The organism is Formosa sediminum (assembly GCF_007197735.1).
Taxonomy (GTDB): domain Bacteria; phylum Bacteroidota; class Bacteroidia; order Flavobacteriales; family Flavobacteriaceae; genus Formosa; species Formosa sediminum.
Genome location: NZ_CP041637.1, coordinates 1265649 through 1280443 on the forward strand (window position 1 = coordinate 1265649; position 14795 = coordinate 1280443).

Sequence of the window (14795 nt, forward strand, 5' to 3'; positions counted from 1 at the left end):
ACAAGTTGATAATGTTGTGGAAACATTATTTTATAGGTTTAGAATAAAGAGTTGTAGGTCTTCTTTAGAATCTATTGGAAGCTTTTTTCTTAGCCTGTATCTTGCAATTCGCACACTGTCAGGGGTTATGCGTAGTATGGAAGCGATGTCTTTAGAAGATAAATTAAGTCTTAATAGCATACACAAACGAAGTTCTGAAGGCGACAATTCTTTTGTAACAATAGTTTTTAAGGTGTGAAAAAAATTTGGATGAATTTGTTCAAAGAAACTTATAAATCCTGTCCATTCTTCTTCCTGAGAAATATCTAAATCTATCTCTTTAATGAGTGTTTCTAATTTAGATTTTATTAAGGTTGTATTTCTGTCTTTTATATTAGCAAGGGTTCTAGAAATATCTGAAATCATTTTATTTTTATGAGATAAATGCAAACTATAATTTGTAAGTGCAGAAATTTTAAATTCAATTTCCCGTTGTAAAGCGGCTTCTTCGTTTGTCTTTTTTTCAAGATTAGATTGTAATAATTGATTTTTATAATCTTGAATTTTAACTTCTTGTTTTTTACGTTTTCTAAAGTATAAAAACCATCCTGCAAGTATGAGAATTACAAATGTACTAGAGAGTAAAATAATGCGTTGTCTAACCTGATTTAATTCATGTTGTTTATTTAGCAATTTTACCTCGGCCTCCCGTTCTTCAACTTCATACAGAATTTGTAAAATACTAACTAATTCGGCATTTTTATATTGGCTTTCACTAGCATTTAAATCTTTAAATGCTATCATATAGTTAAATGCAGTTTTATAATCGTTTAAATCGGCATAAATTAAAGCGATATCTTTTAATGCTGCTTCTATTTGATGGGTATTATTAGTAGATTTTGCCATTTGCAAAGCCAATTGCGTGTAGGGTAGTGCTGCTTTAGGATTACCTTGTTTTCTATGAGCATCTCCTATATTATTAATAATATTTATTTTATTATTATTAGGAACATGATTTGTATACTTATTGGCTTTATTAAAATATATCAGTGCATTCTCAAAGTGTTCCAAATCTTCGTAAATACTACCTATATTCTCGTAAGTAATGGCTAAACCTGTGCTGTCTTGAAGGGTTTTAAAAAGCGCAAGACTTTGTTCCTGATGTTGTAATGCCAGTGTGTAATCGGAATTTTTTTCTGCAACACTACCTAATAAGGCATAACTTGTTGCTTTACCTTTCTTAAATTGAATTTGGTTTGCAATATTTAGACTTTTGTTTACGTATTGCAAGGCGTTTTTATACTGTTTTAAACTGAGATGAATGGCTCCTATCTTATTTCCTATATATACAGTTGTTGTATCTAAATGGTCGTGCAATTCTAGGGCGCTATGGTAATTTTTTATAGCTTCATTTTCAATCCCTAAATGCTCATAAAAATGTGCCAAATCTAAGTGAGCATTAACAATAGCTTTTGTGTTTTTAGAGGTTGTAGCTTTTTGTAACTGATTTTTTAAATCTTTAAAAACAGTATCTAATTTAATAAGTGGTGTGTGTGGTCTATCTTGAGCATTAAGACCTATTGTGTTTACAAAAAGTACGATAGCGGTATATGCAATTTTTCGAGCACAATTGTTTTTTAGCTTGTAAGATCTTGTGGGTATTTTAAATCTGAACATGGCCAAAATTAAATAATGTAATGTTACTTAATTATTACTTTTATGTCATCTTTTACAATGGTTTTAAGACATAAGAAAGCCCTCATTCTGTTTTAGAATGAGGGCTTTTAAAAAAGAATTAAAGCGTTCTGTTATTTTTTAGGATGTACTAGTTTTATTTCTTTAATTAAACGTTCTGCTCCTGCGTATTTATCGATTATAAAAAGCACATAACGTACATCTACCATAATATTTCTACAAATTTCTGGATCGTAATTCATATCGCTCATTGTACCTTCCCAAACACGATCAAAATTAAGACCAATTAAGTTACCTTCTGCATCAATAGCTGGACTTCCAGAATTTCCTCCAGTAGTGTGGTTTGTTCCTAAGAAACAAACGGGTAGTTTTCCGTTTTTATCGGCATAACGCCCATAATCTTTAGTGGCGTACAAGTCTTGAAGTTTTTGAGGAACATCAAATTCATAATCCCCCGGAACATATTTTTCCATAACACCATCTAAATAAGATACCGGATTGTAATATACAGCATCTCTTGGTGCATAGCCACGAACTTGACCATACGTCACACGAAGTGTACTGTTTGCGTCTGGATAATACCGTTCGTTAGGAACAACTTCCATTAAGGCTTTCATGTAATCTGTTTCTAAAGCATTTATAGCTGTGTTTTTGTTTTGGAAATCAGGTTCTATGTTTGTGTAAAAATCCATAATAAATGGCTTAGCAAAAATGTAAGCAGCATCTTTATTTAATTTTTCAACCACTTCCATTGGTGAGCCTTCAAGCATAGCCATGGCACTATCTAAATTAGTAAAAGCAGTTTTATTATAAATGGAAGAATCTATTGTTTGGGTGTAAAAAGGCATAATAGCTTCATAAACTCCTCGGTCTACTTCTGTATTAAAATCTTTTAAAACACTTTTTATTCTGCTTTGTACACTCTCTCTGGCAGAATTAAACTCTGCTTCTCCTTTAGTTGCTGCAGCTTCAAGTTGAGACAGTCTAAACATCATAGACATGAGTTCGTTAGTGCGTACAAAAATTTCTACAAAATTATTTCGTCTTATGTCTATAGGAGCAAACGCTTCATATTGTTTTTTAAGTTCAGGTAGAATATGTCCGTATTCAGCTTCTAGTTTTTTAGTTTTTAAAGCTTCAGTAAAAACAGCTTCTTCAGCTTTTTTCTTAGCTATAGCATTACTTTTTTTAATTCCTGTATTCTCGCCAATCCATTTTTTCCAATAGTTTGCAATTCGTGCTTGTTTAGAGGCGTATTGGATACGAACCTCGTCACTTGCTTTCATTTTAGCATCGATTACTTTTAAGGCAGCTTCGCGAATGGCAATGTTACTTGGGTTTAATTGTTCTGTAATCTCTTTAATAGCTACAGCTGGTAAATATTCTTCGGTAGTACCTGGAAATCCAAAAACTAGCGTAAAGTCGCCTTCGCTAATACCATCTAAAGAGATTGGTAAAAAGTGCTTTGGTTTGTAAGGTACATTATCCTTTGAGTATGCTGCAGGTCGATTATTTTTATCGGCATAAATTCTGAATATTGAAAAATCGCCAGTATGTCTTGGCCAAACCCAGTTGTCTGTATCCGATCCAAATTTACCAATGCTTGTTGGTGGCGCACCTACTAGACGAATGTCGTTAAAACGTTCTGTAACAAATAAAAAGTATTGATTCCCTTTAAAAAATGATTTTATCTTGGTGTTTTGCCATTCTTCTTTTTTAGTCGCAGCTTGTATTCTGTTACTGTTACCATCTGTTTGTGCTTGTTTTTCTTTAGAAGTCATATCTTTAGTAACGCCTTCTAGCACTTGCGATGTTACATCTTCAATACGTACAATAAACTCTACATAAAGACCATTATTTGGTAATTCTTCATCAAAAGATTTTGCCCAAAAACCATCTTTTAAATAATCGTTTTCTAAAGAAGAATGCGATTGTATTTGGCTGTAACCACAATGGTGATTTGTTAATAATAAACCTTGTTTTGAGATTACTTCACTTGTACAACCACCGTTAAAATGTCCAATAGCATCTTTTAAACTAGAGCGGTTTACATCGTAAATATCTTTAGCAGAAAGTTTACTGCCAAGTGTTTGCATGTCGTCTTCGTTCATGCCTTTTAAAAGCGAAGGAATCCACATACCTCCTTGTTGTGCACTAACTTGTAGTGTTAGAAAAAGGATTATAATTTTAAAAAATTTCATGAGTTTGTTTTTAGATTTTGCAAAGATAAAAAAGCAATCACATATGTACACCGTTAGTTTAGTGTTTACGCTAGTTTAGGTAGCGTTTGTAATGGATTTAAATAATGTAAAGGGCATAAGTATCAAAAAACTAGGCAAATACAATACTGTTTGTTAGATTTGTAATCCCAAATCTATTATATATGAAACTACATTTACTTTTAACTGCTGTACTTTCATGGTTTTGTTTCGCAGCCTTAAATGCTCAAGAAGTAGAGTATAAAGGCGTAGCGTATGAGGTGAAAGGCAGTTCTATTTTATTGAATGGTTATACTGTTACAGAAACCTTAACATTAGACGATCAGCGAAATATTCGCAATGCATATGAAGCGCGATCAAAAGAATTTAGAGCCCAAAAGAAAGCCGAGAAAGATAAAGAAAAGGCGATTGCTAAAGCTGAACGTAAAGCAGATAAAGCTCGGAAAAAAGCAGAGAAGGACACTCAAGGAAAAAAGAAATTTGGACTATTTTAATGCATAAACAATTACATATAGCGCTTATACAAATCGATTTAATTTGGGAGCAACCTCAAGCAAATCGAGATGCTATAGAGCGTATGGTAACTACTATTACTGATACAGTAGATGTTATTGTACTTCCGGAAATGTTTACAACAGGTTTTTCTATGAATGCTGTTAAATTTGCAGAATCTATTACTGGGAAGTCGGTAACATGGATGAAAACTTTAGCATCTAAAATGCAAGCTGCTGTAATGGGGAGTTTAATTATAGAAGATGCTGGAAAATATTATAACCAATTAGTGTTTGTATATCCTAACGGAGAGTTATCTTCTTATAAAAAAAGACATACGTTTACATTAGCTGGAGAAGACAAAGTCTATACAATGGGTAACGAACGTGTAATAATTAATTACAAAGGCTGGTTGTTATATCCCTTAGTTTGTTACGATTTACGTTTTCCGGTATGGTCTAGATATAATAACGATTACCATGTACTACTGTTTGTAGCCAATTGGCCTAAAGTTAGAGTTGCAGCTTGGAATGCATTGTTACAAGCACGTGCTATAGAAAACATGAGTTATTGCATAGGTGTTAACCGTGTTGGTATAGATGGGAAAGGTCATGAATACTCAGGACATTCTGCTTGCTATAATCCTTTAGGTGAAACCATTTCTGCCTTTGTTGAAAATGAAAATGGGTATCGTATTGTAGTTTTAAATAAAGACGAACTTACAACGACAAGAGAAAGGTTTAAGTTTCTGGACGATAGAGACAACTTTACTTTAAAGTAAACTCATATTCAGAATCCCAACCCACACGAATCTCTATTGGTTCTGGATAATAGCTTATACGTTCAGGCTGTATCTTTTTTAAGTAATTACCAGTGTCGTATTTTTTGTTTCCGTTTTCATCATAAATAACACGAAGCAAAAATTTACCACTTTTTAAATATTTAAAGTCTATAGGCTCAGGTTCTGTACTATATATTTCTTGTTTAATTTCTCCGCTTTCCGTAGTTAATTGAACAATTATAGGATATTTTGCATTTTTAAGAATAATACGTGCATTAGGATAATCGTCGTAACCTTTTGTTTGCATTACGTATTGTAGCGTGTCATTTTTATTATCGAAAAAGTCTGTGATTGCTTCAGGTAAAAACTGTAAGAGGTATCTGGAGTTTTCTGCTTTATCAAATTTAAAGGTAATATTGTTATTAAGCGTATCCATTTTTGTAGTGTACGGTATAGTAACAGAATCTTTATCTATAAGAGAGATTAGATCTTTGTTTAAGGTTTTAAATGGAGTTGTAGCAGATAAAATAAAATCTGTATTAAAATTTATTTGTCCAGAAGGATCTCCTTTTATAATTAAAGAGTCTGGGTATTTTTCTGTGATTTTCACATCAAAAGTATCAATAACTTTATTGTTATAACTCACTTTAAATTTTAGAGAATCTGTTTCTAATTTAGGTTTATACCAATACATTAAAGAATCGGCTTCTTTATCTTTAGTTATTCTATAGGCAAAATCTGATGGCACATCTGTTAGGACATCAATGCCCATGTTTTTATAATCCCCTTCAAATCCAAAAGCAATTTTTCCTTTAGAAAGTAATCGTGGTTTATAGGCTCTAAAATCTAAATCTTCATTAAACAATGTTAAGTGATAAATCGAATCTGTAGGGAGTTCTATAAAGGTTGGATTGAATGCAATTTTATCAGATTTTTGTTGAAATTTATAATCAGAATTTTCATCTTTCATGGCTGTTAAAAGATATTTTCCAGCCTTAATGTTTTCTAAAACAAAGGTGGTTAAACTATCTAAAGTATTCGTTACATATGTTGGCTTCTTATTGTAAATAATAGAGTCTGTAAAGGTAGAGTCTACTTCATATAAAGCAACTGTAACGAAATCATCTGGTTTTTTTAAGGTAGCATCTTTTATAACTCCTGCAACTGTTAAAGAATCGATATAATCTCCTGTTGAAAACACATATTTATAATAAGAAAATGGATTGCCTTCGTTATTATCTTCAATACTACTTCCAAAATTAAATGCGTAAGTTGTATTTGGTGCGAGTGTATCAAATATTTTAATAGTAATGTATTTACTTGCCGTTCCTAAAGGTGTAATTTCAGGAGTGGTAGTCATTGGCGGAGAAATAATAAGCTGCTTACTCAGGTTGTTAATTTTAATGTATTCATCAAAATAAATTCTAATCTCATTTTTGTTAAAATTTGTAGAGAAATTTTCTGGTACAGACTTTACAATCTTTGGTGGTGTAGTGTCTTTCTCTCCTCCGGTAGGGTTTCCTCTATTAGCACAGTTTGCGATACATAAACACAAGACACTTATGAACAAAAAATTAGAAAGCGTTTTACTCATTATTACATTAAAATTTATACAAAGAAACAACTTATTTAGGAGTAATGGAAAACAGTTTAAGCAATTGCCATAGTTGCAATACTTATTTTAACATTTTTGCTTCGCAAAAGTAAATTGGCACAAGCTTCCATAGTTGCGCCAGTAGTTATAATATCATCTACCAGTAATATGTGTTTATTATTTATTTTTTCTGGATACTGTATGCTAAATACAGCATCGGATGTTGTCCAACGACTTAATCTGTTTTTAAAAACCTGAGAATTGGAGTGGTTTATTTTTATAAGTACATGGTCTATATATTCTGCATTTAAGGCATTGGCGAGCTGTATTCCAAATTTTGCGACTTGATTATAGCCACGCTTTCTAAGTTTATTTTTATGAAGTGGTACAGGAATAACCGCATCAATACTTTTGTATTCTTCTAGAGTTTGTAAGTCGCCACCAAGCCAATCGCCCAAAAAAGAGCCTATTTGCTCTTGCCCTTTATACTTTAACTGATGTAAAAGTTTTTGTGTAATTCCTTTTTTCTCAAAACGTAAAAGTGCAGTTGCATGTTCCACTTTAACTCTTCCATACAACACATTAATTACACTGTTATCGTTATTAAAATGAAACTGAGTTACAGGTAAGCGATGTCTGCATTCTGTGCAAAGAGTTAGTTCTCCATCTGCTAAAATGTTTTGGCAACAGTAACAGACTTTTGGAAAGAATATATTAAATAAAGCTTTATACATCACACCTAAAACCTTTAAATTACAAAAATTTAAAATACTTTAAATAAAAGATACACGAAGTTTTCTCGCGTTTTATATTTTTGCATTATGGCAAATCAAGATGATCAATTTAAGAATGTAATTTCTCATGCTAAAGAATATGGTTATGTATTTCAAAGCAGTGAAATTTACGACGGTTTAAGTGCAGTATACGATTACGCACAAAACGGTGTGGAGTTAAAGAAAAATATACGCGACTATTGGTGGAAAGCCATGGTACAAATGCACGAAAATATTGTAGGTTTAGATGCTGCAATATTTATGCATCCAACCACTTGGAAAGCTTCTGGACATGTCGACGCCTTTAATGATCCATTAATAGATAATAAAGATTCTAAAAAGCGCTATAGAGCAGATGTTTTAATAGAAGACTATTGCGCGAAAATAGAAGCAAAAATAGATAAGGAAGTTGCTAAAGCGGCAAAACGTTTTGGAGACGCCTTTAATAAAGAAGAATTTTTAAGTACTAACCCACGTGTTGTAGGATACCAAGAGAAAATTGATGGTATTTTAGCACGTATGGGAAAATCTTTAAGTGAAGAAAATTTAACAGATGTTAAAGCTTTAATTGAAGAATTAGAAATTGCTTGTCCGTTGTCTGGATCTAAAAACTGGACCGATGTAAAGCAATTTAACTTAATGTTTGGTACTAAGTTAGGAGCATCTGCAGATTCTGCAATGGATTTATACTTACGTCCAGAAACAGCACAAGGTATTTTTGTGAATTTCTTAAACGTTCAGAAAACTGGGCGTATGAAGATTCCTTTCGGGATTGCCCAAACAGGAAAAGCGTTTAGAAACGAGATTGTTGCAAGACAATTTATTTTCCGTATGCGTGAGTTTGAACAAATGGAAATGCAATTTTTTGTGAAACCAGGTACACAAAAAGAATGGTACGAGCAATGGAAACAAACCCGTTTAAAATGGCATTTATCATTAGGAATGGGTGAAGAAAATTACCGTTTCCATGATCACGATAAATTAGCTCATTATGCAGATGCAGCAGCTGATATAGAATTTAAATTCCCATTCGGATTTAAAGAGTTAGAAGGGATACATTCTCGTACAGATTTCGACTTAAGTCAGCACGAAAAATTTTCTGGTAAGAAACTACAATATTTCGATCATGAAGAAAACAAAAGCTATGTGCCTTACGTTGTAGAAACCTCTATTGGTTTAGACCGTATGTTCTTGGCTGTGTTCTCTAACTCTTTAGTAGAAGAAGAATTAGAAAATAATACAACACGTACTGTTTTAAAATTACCAGCAGTGTTAGCTCCTGTAAAAGCGGCTATTTTACCATTGGTTAAAAAAGACGGTTTACCAGATGTGGCAAGAAAAATTGTTGAGGATTTAAAATGGGATTTCAACGTGGCTTACGATGAAAAAGATGCTGTTGGAAGACGTTACCGCAGACAAGATGCAAACGGGACACCGTTTTGTATTACAGTAGATCACGATACTTTAGAAGATAATATGGTAACTATTCGCCATAGAGATACTATGGAACAAACCCGTGTTAAAATTGAAGATTTACGAGATATTATTAAGCAAGAAGTAGATGTACGTACTTGGTTAATGAAAATGTAATTAGCTAATGTTTTTATAAATTTTTAACAAGAATCCTTAAGTTATCGCTTAAGGATTTTTTGTTTTTAGAAGATTAATTTTTCTTCAATAAGTACGGTTTTTCCGTAGACTTAAATAAATTATAATATTTAAATTTATAGTGTAGAATAAAGATAAATAGTCTTGTTTTAATAGAATGAAAGGCGGTAGTGATTTGTGATTGACAGAAAAGAAAAACTATGAAAAAACAAATATTTCCAAAAGAGATTATTGAAAATATTGTTGAAGTACACCAATTTAAACACACTAACAAAAGTAAAATAATTTATAGCTTTATTTTATTAGCTTTAATAGTTGCATTAATTTCTTTACCCTTTATCAATGTAACTATTTATAACACCTCCGAGGGGCTTATTAGACCAGACAAGGAAAGAATACTTTTAGAAAGCAGTAATAGTGGAAAGGTTATTTTTCATAAGCTAAAAAATAACCTTCAGGTAAATAAAGGAGATACATTGTGGTTATTAGTAATTTAACAATTACTCAAAAGATTAGCACAACAGAAATTCAATTAAAAGAAACGAATACTTTTATCGAAGATTTAAAGTTATTATCTACTCAAAATAAAAATTCTAATAACTTAAACTCACTAAAATATAAACAAGAGTATAATTCCTTTCAACAAAAAGTAAATGAATTAAATACTCGCTATCAAAAAATAAAAGAAGATTATAATCGAACTCAAAAATTATTCGATAAAGGGATAATAGCAAAAGTAGAACTCAATAATAGTAAACTAGAATACGACTTATCTTTAAACGCTATTCATCAGTATAAAAAACAACAATACAGCAATTGGCAAGCAGAATTGGTTAATCAACAAAATCAATTAAAGGAATTAGAAAATAATAACGTACAACTTCAAGAAACGAATAACTTATCTATAATTAAAGCGCCGATTTCAGGAACGTTATTAAATGTGAAAGGAACTGAAAACGGAAGTTTTATTCAAAACGGAATTCAATTAGCTGAAATTTCTCCTAAATCAGATTTGATTGTAGAGTGTTATATAAACCCAATAGACATTGGTTTATTAAAAAAAGAAAATAAAGTAAACTTTCAAGTTAGTGCTTTTAATTATAACCAATGGGGTTTAGCCAATGGAAAAATCGAAGAAATTGGTAACGATGTACAAATAATTAACAATACGCCCATGTTTAAAGTTTTATGCTCGCTAGACCAAGATTTTCTACAGTTAAAAAATGGATTTAAAGGAGAGTTAAAAAAGGGAATGTTTGTAAATGCTCGTTTTGAACTTACAGAACGTACCCTTTTTGATCTATTGTACGATAAAATGGACGATTGGTTAAACCCTACAAACCAAATAGCAAAAAGATAATAGTATTATGAAAAACTTAAGAACTCTGGAGCGCTTACAGCAGTTACATAATTTAATTAGTAACGAAAATACTGGTACACCAGAAGAATTATCAGAATTAATAGGGGTTAGTAAACGCTCTGTACATTCCTTAATAAAAGAGTTAAAAGATTATGAAGCCAATATTTGTTATAGTAAAAGTAGAAAAACGTACTACTATTGTAATGATTTTGATTTACAAGTCTCTATTTCTGTAAATGTATTAACTGACAACGAAGTCACTAAAATATTTGGTGGCAGTTATTTTTTGAAAAGTAGTTTATTAGTTGCAAGGAAGTTGCACTGAACGAGATTATACTTGTACTATTAAAATATTACAGGGTGCACATTGTAAATTTTTGATACGGATTGTAAAAAGTTTACAACCAAAAATAAATTAATAATTTTTAAAAACTTATTTTATGAAAAATTTAGAAAATTTTGGGGTTAAGGAATTGAGTGCTAAAGAAATGAAAAAAACCAATGGTGGTTTTGCTTGGTATGTTTGGATTAGCTTGAGTCTAGTGGCAGAATCTGCTGTGAGGGGTATGGTAGATGGTATCCGTGATGGAGCTGCTCAGGGATAAAAATTATAAAAACAGAATTTAAAAACAAACAAAATGAAAAATTTAAAAAAATTATCATCAGAAGGTTTAATAGAATTATCACAAAAAGATTTAAAAAATATTGATGGCGGAAATTGGATATATGACGTATTTCATGCTTTTGGTGTTGGCTGTGTTGATGAAGGAAGACATGGAGGAAGTGTAGGAGCTTTAAAATATGGAGGAGCTTGGAATTATTAAATAATAGTCAAAGTTTTTTATATAACTTTGACTATTATTTAATAATGTTTAATGAATTCAAAAAATGATTAATAAAAAAATTTTACTATTTGTAATATTTATTAGTAGTACTCAAATAATTTATTCCATAATCTATCCTTCTAGTGTTGAAATTATATTTGGTCTTAAGGTAAGTAATTGGGTATTTATAATTATCTGGTTAACTATTTGCATTCTATCAATATATCGATATTATAAAAAAAAATAGAAACTATTTTGTTACTAAAGCACAACAACAAAGGATGGCAAAGGGTCTTAGGATTAATTATTCCATATATTTTTTCAATTTTTTGGATTTTTATTTGGAAAAATTGATATTGTTAATGGTAAAAGACCAGAGACAATTAATCAATATTTAATTTTATCTTTTTTTAATTTATTAGGTACATTTTTAATTCTTTGGATATTTACAAAATATGTAGATAAAGAAAAATTTATAAATCTTGGTTTTACAAAAAACATAAAACACATTTTTATTGGAATAATTTTAGGAACTGTTGTTTTAGTTTTTGGCTTCAATATTTTGTTATATCTTGATGAATTAAAAATAATTACAGTAGAGTTTAGAGTAAATGATTTTTTAAAAGTATTTTTTTTGTTTATTCTAGTTTCTTTAATTGAAGAAACACTTTTTAGAGGTTATATTTTGAAAAATTTAATAATTTCTTTTAATAAATATATTGCATTAAGTATTTCATCTTTATTATTTGCTTTAATGCATAGTGCTAATCCAAGTATAAATTTGCTTAGTTTTGTGAATTTATTTTTCGCTGGTATGCTTTTAGGCACTTCATATATATATATATATATATATAGTAAATTTATGGTTTCCCATTGGCTTACATTTTAGTTGGAATTTATCTCAAACATTAATAGGTTTTAATGTTAGTGGTCAAGATCTTTATTCAATAATAAAATTTAAAATCAAAGAAAATAATTTATTAAATGGAGGCGATTTTGGCTTTGAGGGTTCTATAATTTCTATTATTGTTCAAGTTATACTTATTCTTACGATTATTATATATTATCAAAATAAAAAAATTAAAGTTTAAACTTAATTATTTTATAAAACTGCAAATAAATTGCACTAAACACCTCTTTATTTGCCATTAGAATCTATAAAATGGCAAAAATCAACATCAAACAACACGATATTACAGATTGTGGAGCAACTTGTTTAGCATCTATATCTATATATTATAATTTACAAATTCCTATTGCACGTGTTCGTCAATATGCAGGAACAGATAAAAAAGGTACTAATGTATTAGGTCTTATAGAAGCTGCAGAAAAACTAGGTTTTGAAGCTAAAGGTGTACGTGGCGAATTAGATAGTTTATTTAAAATACCAAAACCAGCAATTGCACATATTATTGTAAAAGAAAAATTGCATCATTATGTGGTTATTTACGAAGTTACCAAAGAATACATTAAAATTATGGATCCAGGAGAAGGGAAAATCCATAAAAAAACACACAAAGAGTTTTTAAAAGAATGGACAGGTGTTTTAGTGTTGTTACTGCCAAAAGAAGAGTTTACTACTGGTAATGAAAAAGTATCCGTTTTAAAACGTTTTTGGTTTTTACTAAAACCGCATAAGTTTGTATTATTGCAAGCTTTAATTGGAGCAGTAATTTATACGCTACTAGGTTTTTCTACCTCAATTTATATACAAAAAATTACAGATTATGTTTTAGTGGGTGGTAATACAAAACTGTTAAACCTATTAAGTATAATAATGCTTGTGTTATTGGTTTTACAAATTGTAATAGGTGTTTTTAAAGATGTGTTTCTTATTAAAAGCGGGCAACAAATAGATGCTCGTTTAATACTTGGTTATTACAAACACTTATTAAAATTACCACAACAGTTTTTTGATACGATGAGAGTAGGAGAGATTATTTCTCGTATTAATGATGCCGTTAAAATTAGATCTTTTATTAATGATGTTTCTTTAAATTTAACAGTAAACATTCTTATTTTGATTTTCTCCTTTGGTATTATGTTTATGTATTATTGGAAATTGGCATTAATAATGTTGTTGGTTATTCCTTTGTATTTAGTTGTATATTTTATCATAAACAAACTCAATAAAAAAACAGAGCGTAAAATAATGGAGAGTTCTGCCGAATTAGAAAGTCAGTTAGTAGAATCTTTAAATGCTGTGGGAACTATAAAACGTTTTGGTTTAGAAAGTTTTGCCAATATAAAAACAGAGACAAAATTTATTAGTTTACTTAATGTTGGGTATAAATCTGCATTGAATTCTGTGTTCTCTGTAACTTCAACTACTTTTATTTCTCAATTATTTACAATAATACTTTTGTGGAGTGGTTCTTATTTTGTGATTGAAAGAGAGATTACATCAGGAGAATTATTGTCTTTTTATGCAATTATTGGATATTTTATGAATCCTGTAGCAAGTTTAATTGGTGCAAATAAACAAATACAAAATGCTTTGATTGCAGCAGACCGTTTGTTTGAAATTATGGATTTAGAGCGCGAAGAAAATGCCGAAAAGATAGTTCTTAAAAAAGATAATATTGGAAACATCGAATTTAAGAATGTTGCCTTTAGATATGGTACAAGAGTACAAGTTTTTACAGATTTTAACTTAAAAATTAAAAAAGGAAATATAACTGCTATTGTTGGAGAAAGTGGCTCAGGTAAATCTACTTTAATTTCTTTACTACAAAACCTATACCTTATACAGAAAGGTCACATTACAATTGGAAATTTAGATTTAAAGTATATTCAGCACGAAAGTTTACGAGAATTGGTAAGTGTTGTGCCTCAAAAAATAGATTTATTTGCAGGAAATGTAATTGATAATATTGCTGTTGGAGATTTTGCACCAAATATGGAGTTAATTATAGACATTTGTAAGTCGATTGGTATTTTAGAGTTTTTAGAAAGTTTGCCTAACGGATTTAATACGTATCTTGGAGAAAACGGAGCAACTCTTTCTGGGGGACAAAAACAACGAATAGCCATTGCAAGAGCTTTGTATAAAAAACCAGAAGTCTTGGTTTTAGATGAGGCAACATCTTCTTTAGATTCTACTTCAGAAAATTATATTCAAAAAGCGGTAGAAAAATTGCGTCAAGAAAACAAGACAATTATCCTTATAGCCCATAGATTAAGCACGGTTATTAATGCTGATGATATTGTAGTATTGCAGAAAGGAGAAGTTTTAGAACAAGGAAATCATAAAAAATTATATGCTGAAAAAGGACATTATTATAATTTATGGCAACAACAAATGCCGAAAATGGAATAAGAAAAATACTACTGTGAAAAAAATAGTACCTTTTTTCTAGTACATATAAATTAAGCACAAACCTACGTTTTGTCTATTAAGCCAATAATTGATAAAATATCTTTTAATTTTTCAATGAATAAAAAGGTTACATTCTTACTTCTATAATTTT

At 30.3% G+C, this 14795-nt stretch carries 14 protein-coding genes; 10 read left to right on the forward strand and 4 right to left on the reverse strand.

Features of this window, described 5'->3' with window-relative positions:
• Positions 1-30 precede the first annotated feature (30 nt).
• Together FNB79_RS05500 and FNB79_RS05505 are read right to left on the reverse strand one after the other, a co-directional pair.
• The gene (locus tag FNB79_RS05500) at positions 31-1656 is read right to left on the reverse strand and encodes a tetratricopeptide repeat protein (protein WP_143380358.1); all 1626 of its coding nucleotides are present in this window, start codon (positions 1654-1656) and stop codon (positions 31-33) included.
• Between the two features lie 131 nt (positions 1657-1787).
• On the reverse strand, positions 1788-3875 hold the full coding sequence (locus FNB79_RS05505) for a S46 family peptidase (protein ID WP_143380359.1): 2088 nt from the start codon (positions 3873-3875) through the stop codon (positions 1788-1790).
• Between the two features lie 182 nt (positions 3876-4057).
• On the opposite strand from FNB79_RS05505, the gene FNB79_RS05510 reads away from it, so the two are divergent.
• Both FNB79_RS05510 and FNB79_RS05515 read left to right on the forward strand, forming a co-directional pair.
• Positions 4058-4387 carry a hypothetical protein gene (locus FNB79_RS05510; RefSeq protein WP_143380360.1) on the forward strand — a complete coding sequence of 110 codons (330 nt, stop codon included), beginning with the start codon at positions 4058-4060 and terminating at the stop codon, positions 4385-4387.
• Positions 4387-5166, forward strand: coding sequence for an amidohydrolase (locus tag FNB79_RS05515; protein WP_143380361.1), 780 nt, complete (start codon positions 4387-4389; stop codon positions 5164-5166). Before FNB79_RS05510 ends, FNB79_RS05515 begins: the two co-directional genes overlap by 1 nt.
• On the opposite strand, the gene FNB79_RS05520 is transcribed toward FNB79_RS05515, so the two are convergent.
• Both FNB79_RS05520 and FNB79_RS05525 read right to left on the reverse strand, forming a co-directional pair.
• Positions 5153-6760, reverse strand: coding sequence for an Ig-like domain-containing protein (locus FNB79_RS05520; protein ID WP_143380362.1), 1608 nt, complete (start codon positions 6758-6760; stop codon positions 5153-5155). The genes FNB79_RS05515 and FNB79_RS05520 overlap by 14 nt on opposite strands.
• Before the next feature lie 56 nt (positions 6761-6816).
• A complete protein-coding gene (locus tag FNB79_RS05525) occupies positions 6817-7494 on the reverse strand; it encodes a ComF family protein (protein WP_143382565.1) in 678 nt (225 codons plus the stop codon).
• Between the two features lie 87 nt (positions 7495-7581).
• On the opposite strand from FNB79_RS05525, the gene FNB79_RS05530 reads away from it, so the two are divergent.
• The 8 genes from FNB79_RS05530 (at position 7582) to FNB79_RS05560 (ending at position 14644) form a co-directional block, all read left to right on the forward strand.
• A complete protein-coding gene (locus FNB79_RS05530) occupies positions 7582-9123 on the forward strand; it encodes a glycine--tRNA ligase (RefSeq protein WP_143380363.1) in 1542 nt (513 codons plus the stop codon).
• Positions 9124-9341: 218 nt separating this feature from the next.
• Entirely contained in the window at positions 9342-9638 is a 297-nt protein-coding gene (locus FNB79_RS05535; RefSeq protein WP_143380364.1) for a hypothetical protein, read from the forward strand.
• Complete coding sequence (locus tag FNB79_RS05540; protein ID WP_185967844.1) at positions 9620-10501, forward strand: HlyD family secretion protein; 882 nt, start codon at positions 9620-9622, stop codon at positions 10499-10501. Before FNB79_RS05535 ends, FNB79_RS05540 begins: the two co-directional genes overlap by 19 nt.
• Before the next feature lie 7 nt (positions 10502-10508).
• Entirely contained in the window at positions 10509-10826 is a 318-nt protein-coding gene (locus FNB79_RS05545) for a helix-turn-helix domain-containing protein (RefSeq protein ID WP_143380366.1), read from the forward strand.
• 115 nt (positions 10827-10941) lie between these two features.
• Complete coding sequence (locus FNB79_RS17180; protein ID WP_185967845.1) at positions 10942-11106, forward strand: hypothetical protein; 165 nt, start codon at positions 10942-10944, stop codon at positions 11104-11106.
• A gap of 33 nt (positions 11107-11139) precedes the next feature.
• Positions 11140-11325: a hypothetical protein gene (locus tag FNB79_RS05550; protein WP_143380367.1), complete on the forward strand. Its 186-nt coding sequence runs from the start codon at positions 11140-11142 to the stop codon at positions 11323-11325.
• 634 nt (positions 11326-11959) lie between these two features.
• Positions 11960-12214, forward strand: a complete 255-nt coding sequence (locus tag FNB79_RS17500) for a CPBP family glutamic-type intramembrane protease (protein ID WP_394345110.1) — start codon at positions 11960-11962, stop codon at positions 12212-12214.
• A gap of 273 nt (positions 12215-12487) precedes the next feature.
• Positions 12488-14644, forward strand: coding sequence for a peptidase domain-containing ABC transporter (locus FNB79_RS05560; RefSeq protein ID WP_143380368.1), 2157 nt, complete (start codon positions 12488-12490; stop codon positions 14642-14644).
• The last annotated feature ends 151 nt before the right edge of the window (positions 14645-14795 follow it).

Coding starts and splice junctions, on each gene's coding strand:
- FNB79_RS05500 (WP_143380358.1), bottom strand. CDS start 1,656: ATGTTCAGATTTAAAATACCCACAAGATCTTACAAGCTAAAAAACAAT.
- FNB79_RS05505 (WP_143380359.1), bottom strand. CDS start 3,875: ATGAAATTTTTTAAAATTATAATCCTTTTTCTAACACTACAAGTTAGT.
- FNB79_RS05510 (WP_143380360.1), top strand. CDS start 4,058: ATGAAACTACATTTACTTTTAACTGCTGTACTTTCATGGTTTTGTTTC.
- FNB79_RS05515 (WP_143380361.1), top strand. CDS start 4,387: ATGCATAAACAATTACATATAGCGCTTATACAAATCGATTTAATTTGG.
- FNB79_RS05520 (WP_143380362.1), bottom strand. CDS start 6,760: ATGAGTAAAACGCTTTCTAATTTTTTGTTCATAAGTGTCTTGTGTTTA.
- FNB79_RS05525 (WP_143382565.1), bottom strand. CDS start 7,494: ATGTATAAAGCTTTATTTAATATATTCTTTCCAAAAGTCTGTTACTGT.
- FNB79_RS05530 (WP_143380363.1), top strand. CDS start 7,582: ATGGCAAATCAAGATGATCAATTTAAGAATGTAATTTCTCATGCTAAA.
- FNB79_RS05535 (WP_143380364.1), top strand. CDS start 9,342: ATGAAAAAACAAATATTTCCAAAAGAGATTATTGAAAATATTGTTGAA.
- FNB79_RS05545 (WP_143380366.1), top strand. CDS start 10,509: ATGAAAAACTTAAGAACTCTGGAGCGCTTACAGCAGTTACATAATTTA.
- FNB79_RS17180 (WP_185967845.1), top strand. CDS start 10,942: ATGAAAAATTTAGAAAATTTTGGGGTTAAGGAATTGAGTGCTAAAGAA.
- FNB79_RS05550 (WP_143380367.1), top strand. CDS start 11,140: ATGAAAAATTTAAAAAAATTATCATCAGAAGGTTTAATAGAATTATCA.
- FNB79_RS05560 (WP_143380368.1), top strand. CDS start 12,488: ATGGCAAAAATCAACATCAAACAACACGATATTACAGATTGTGGAGCA.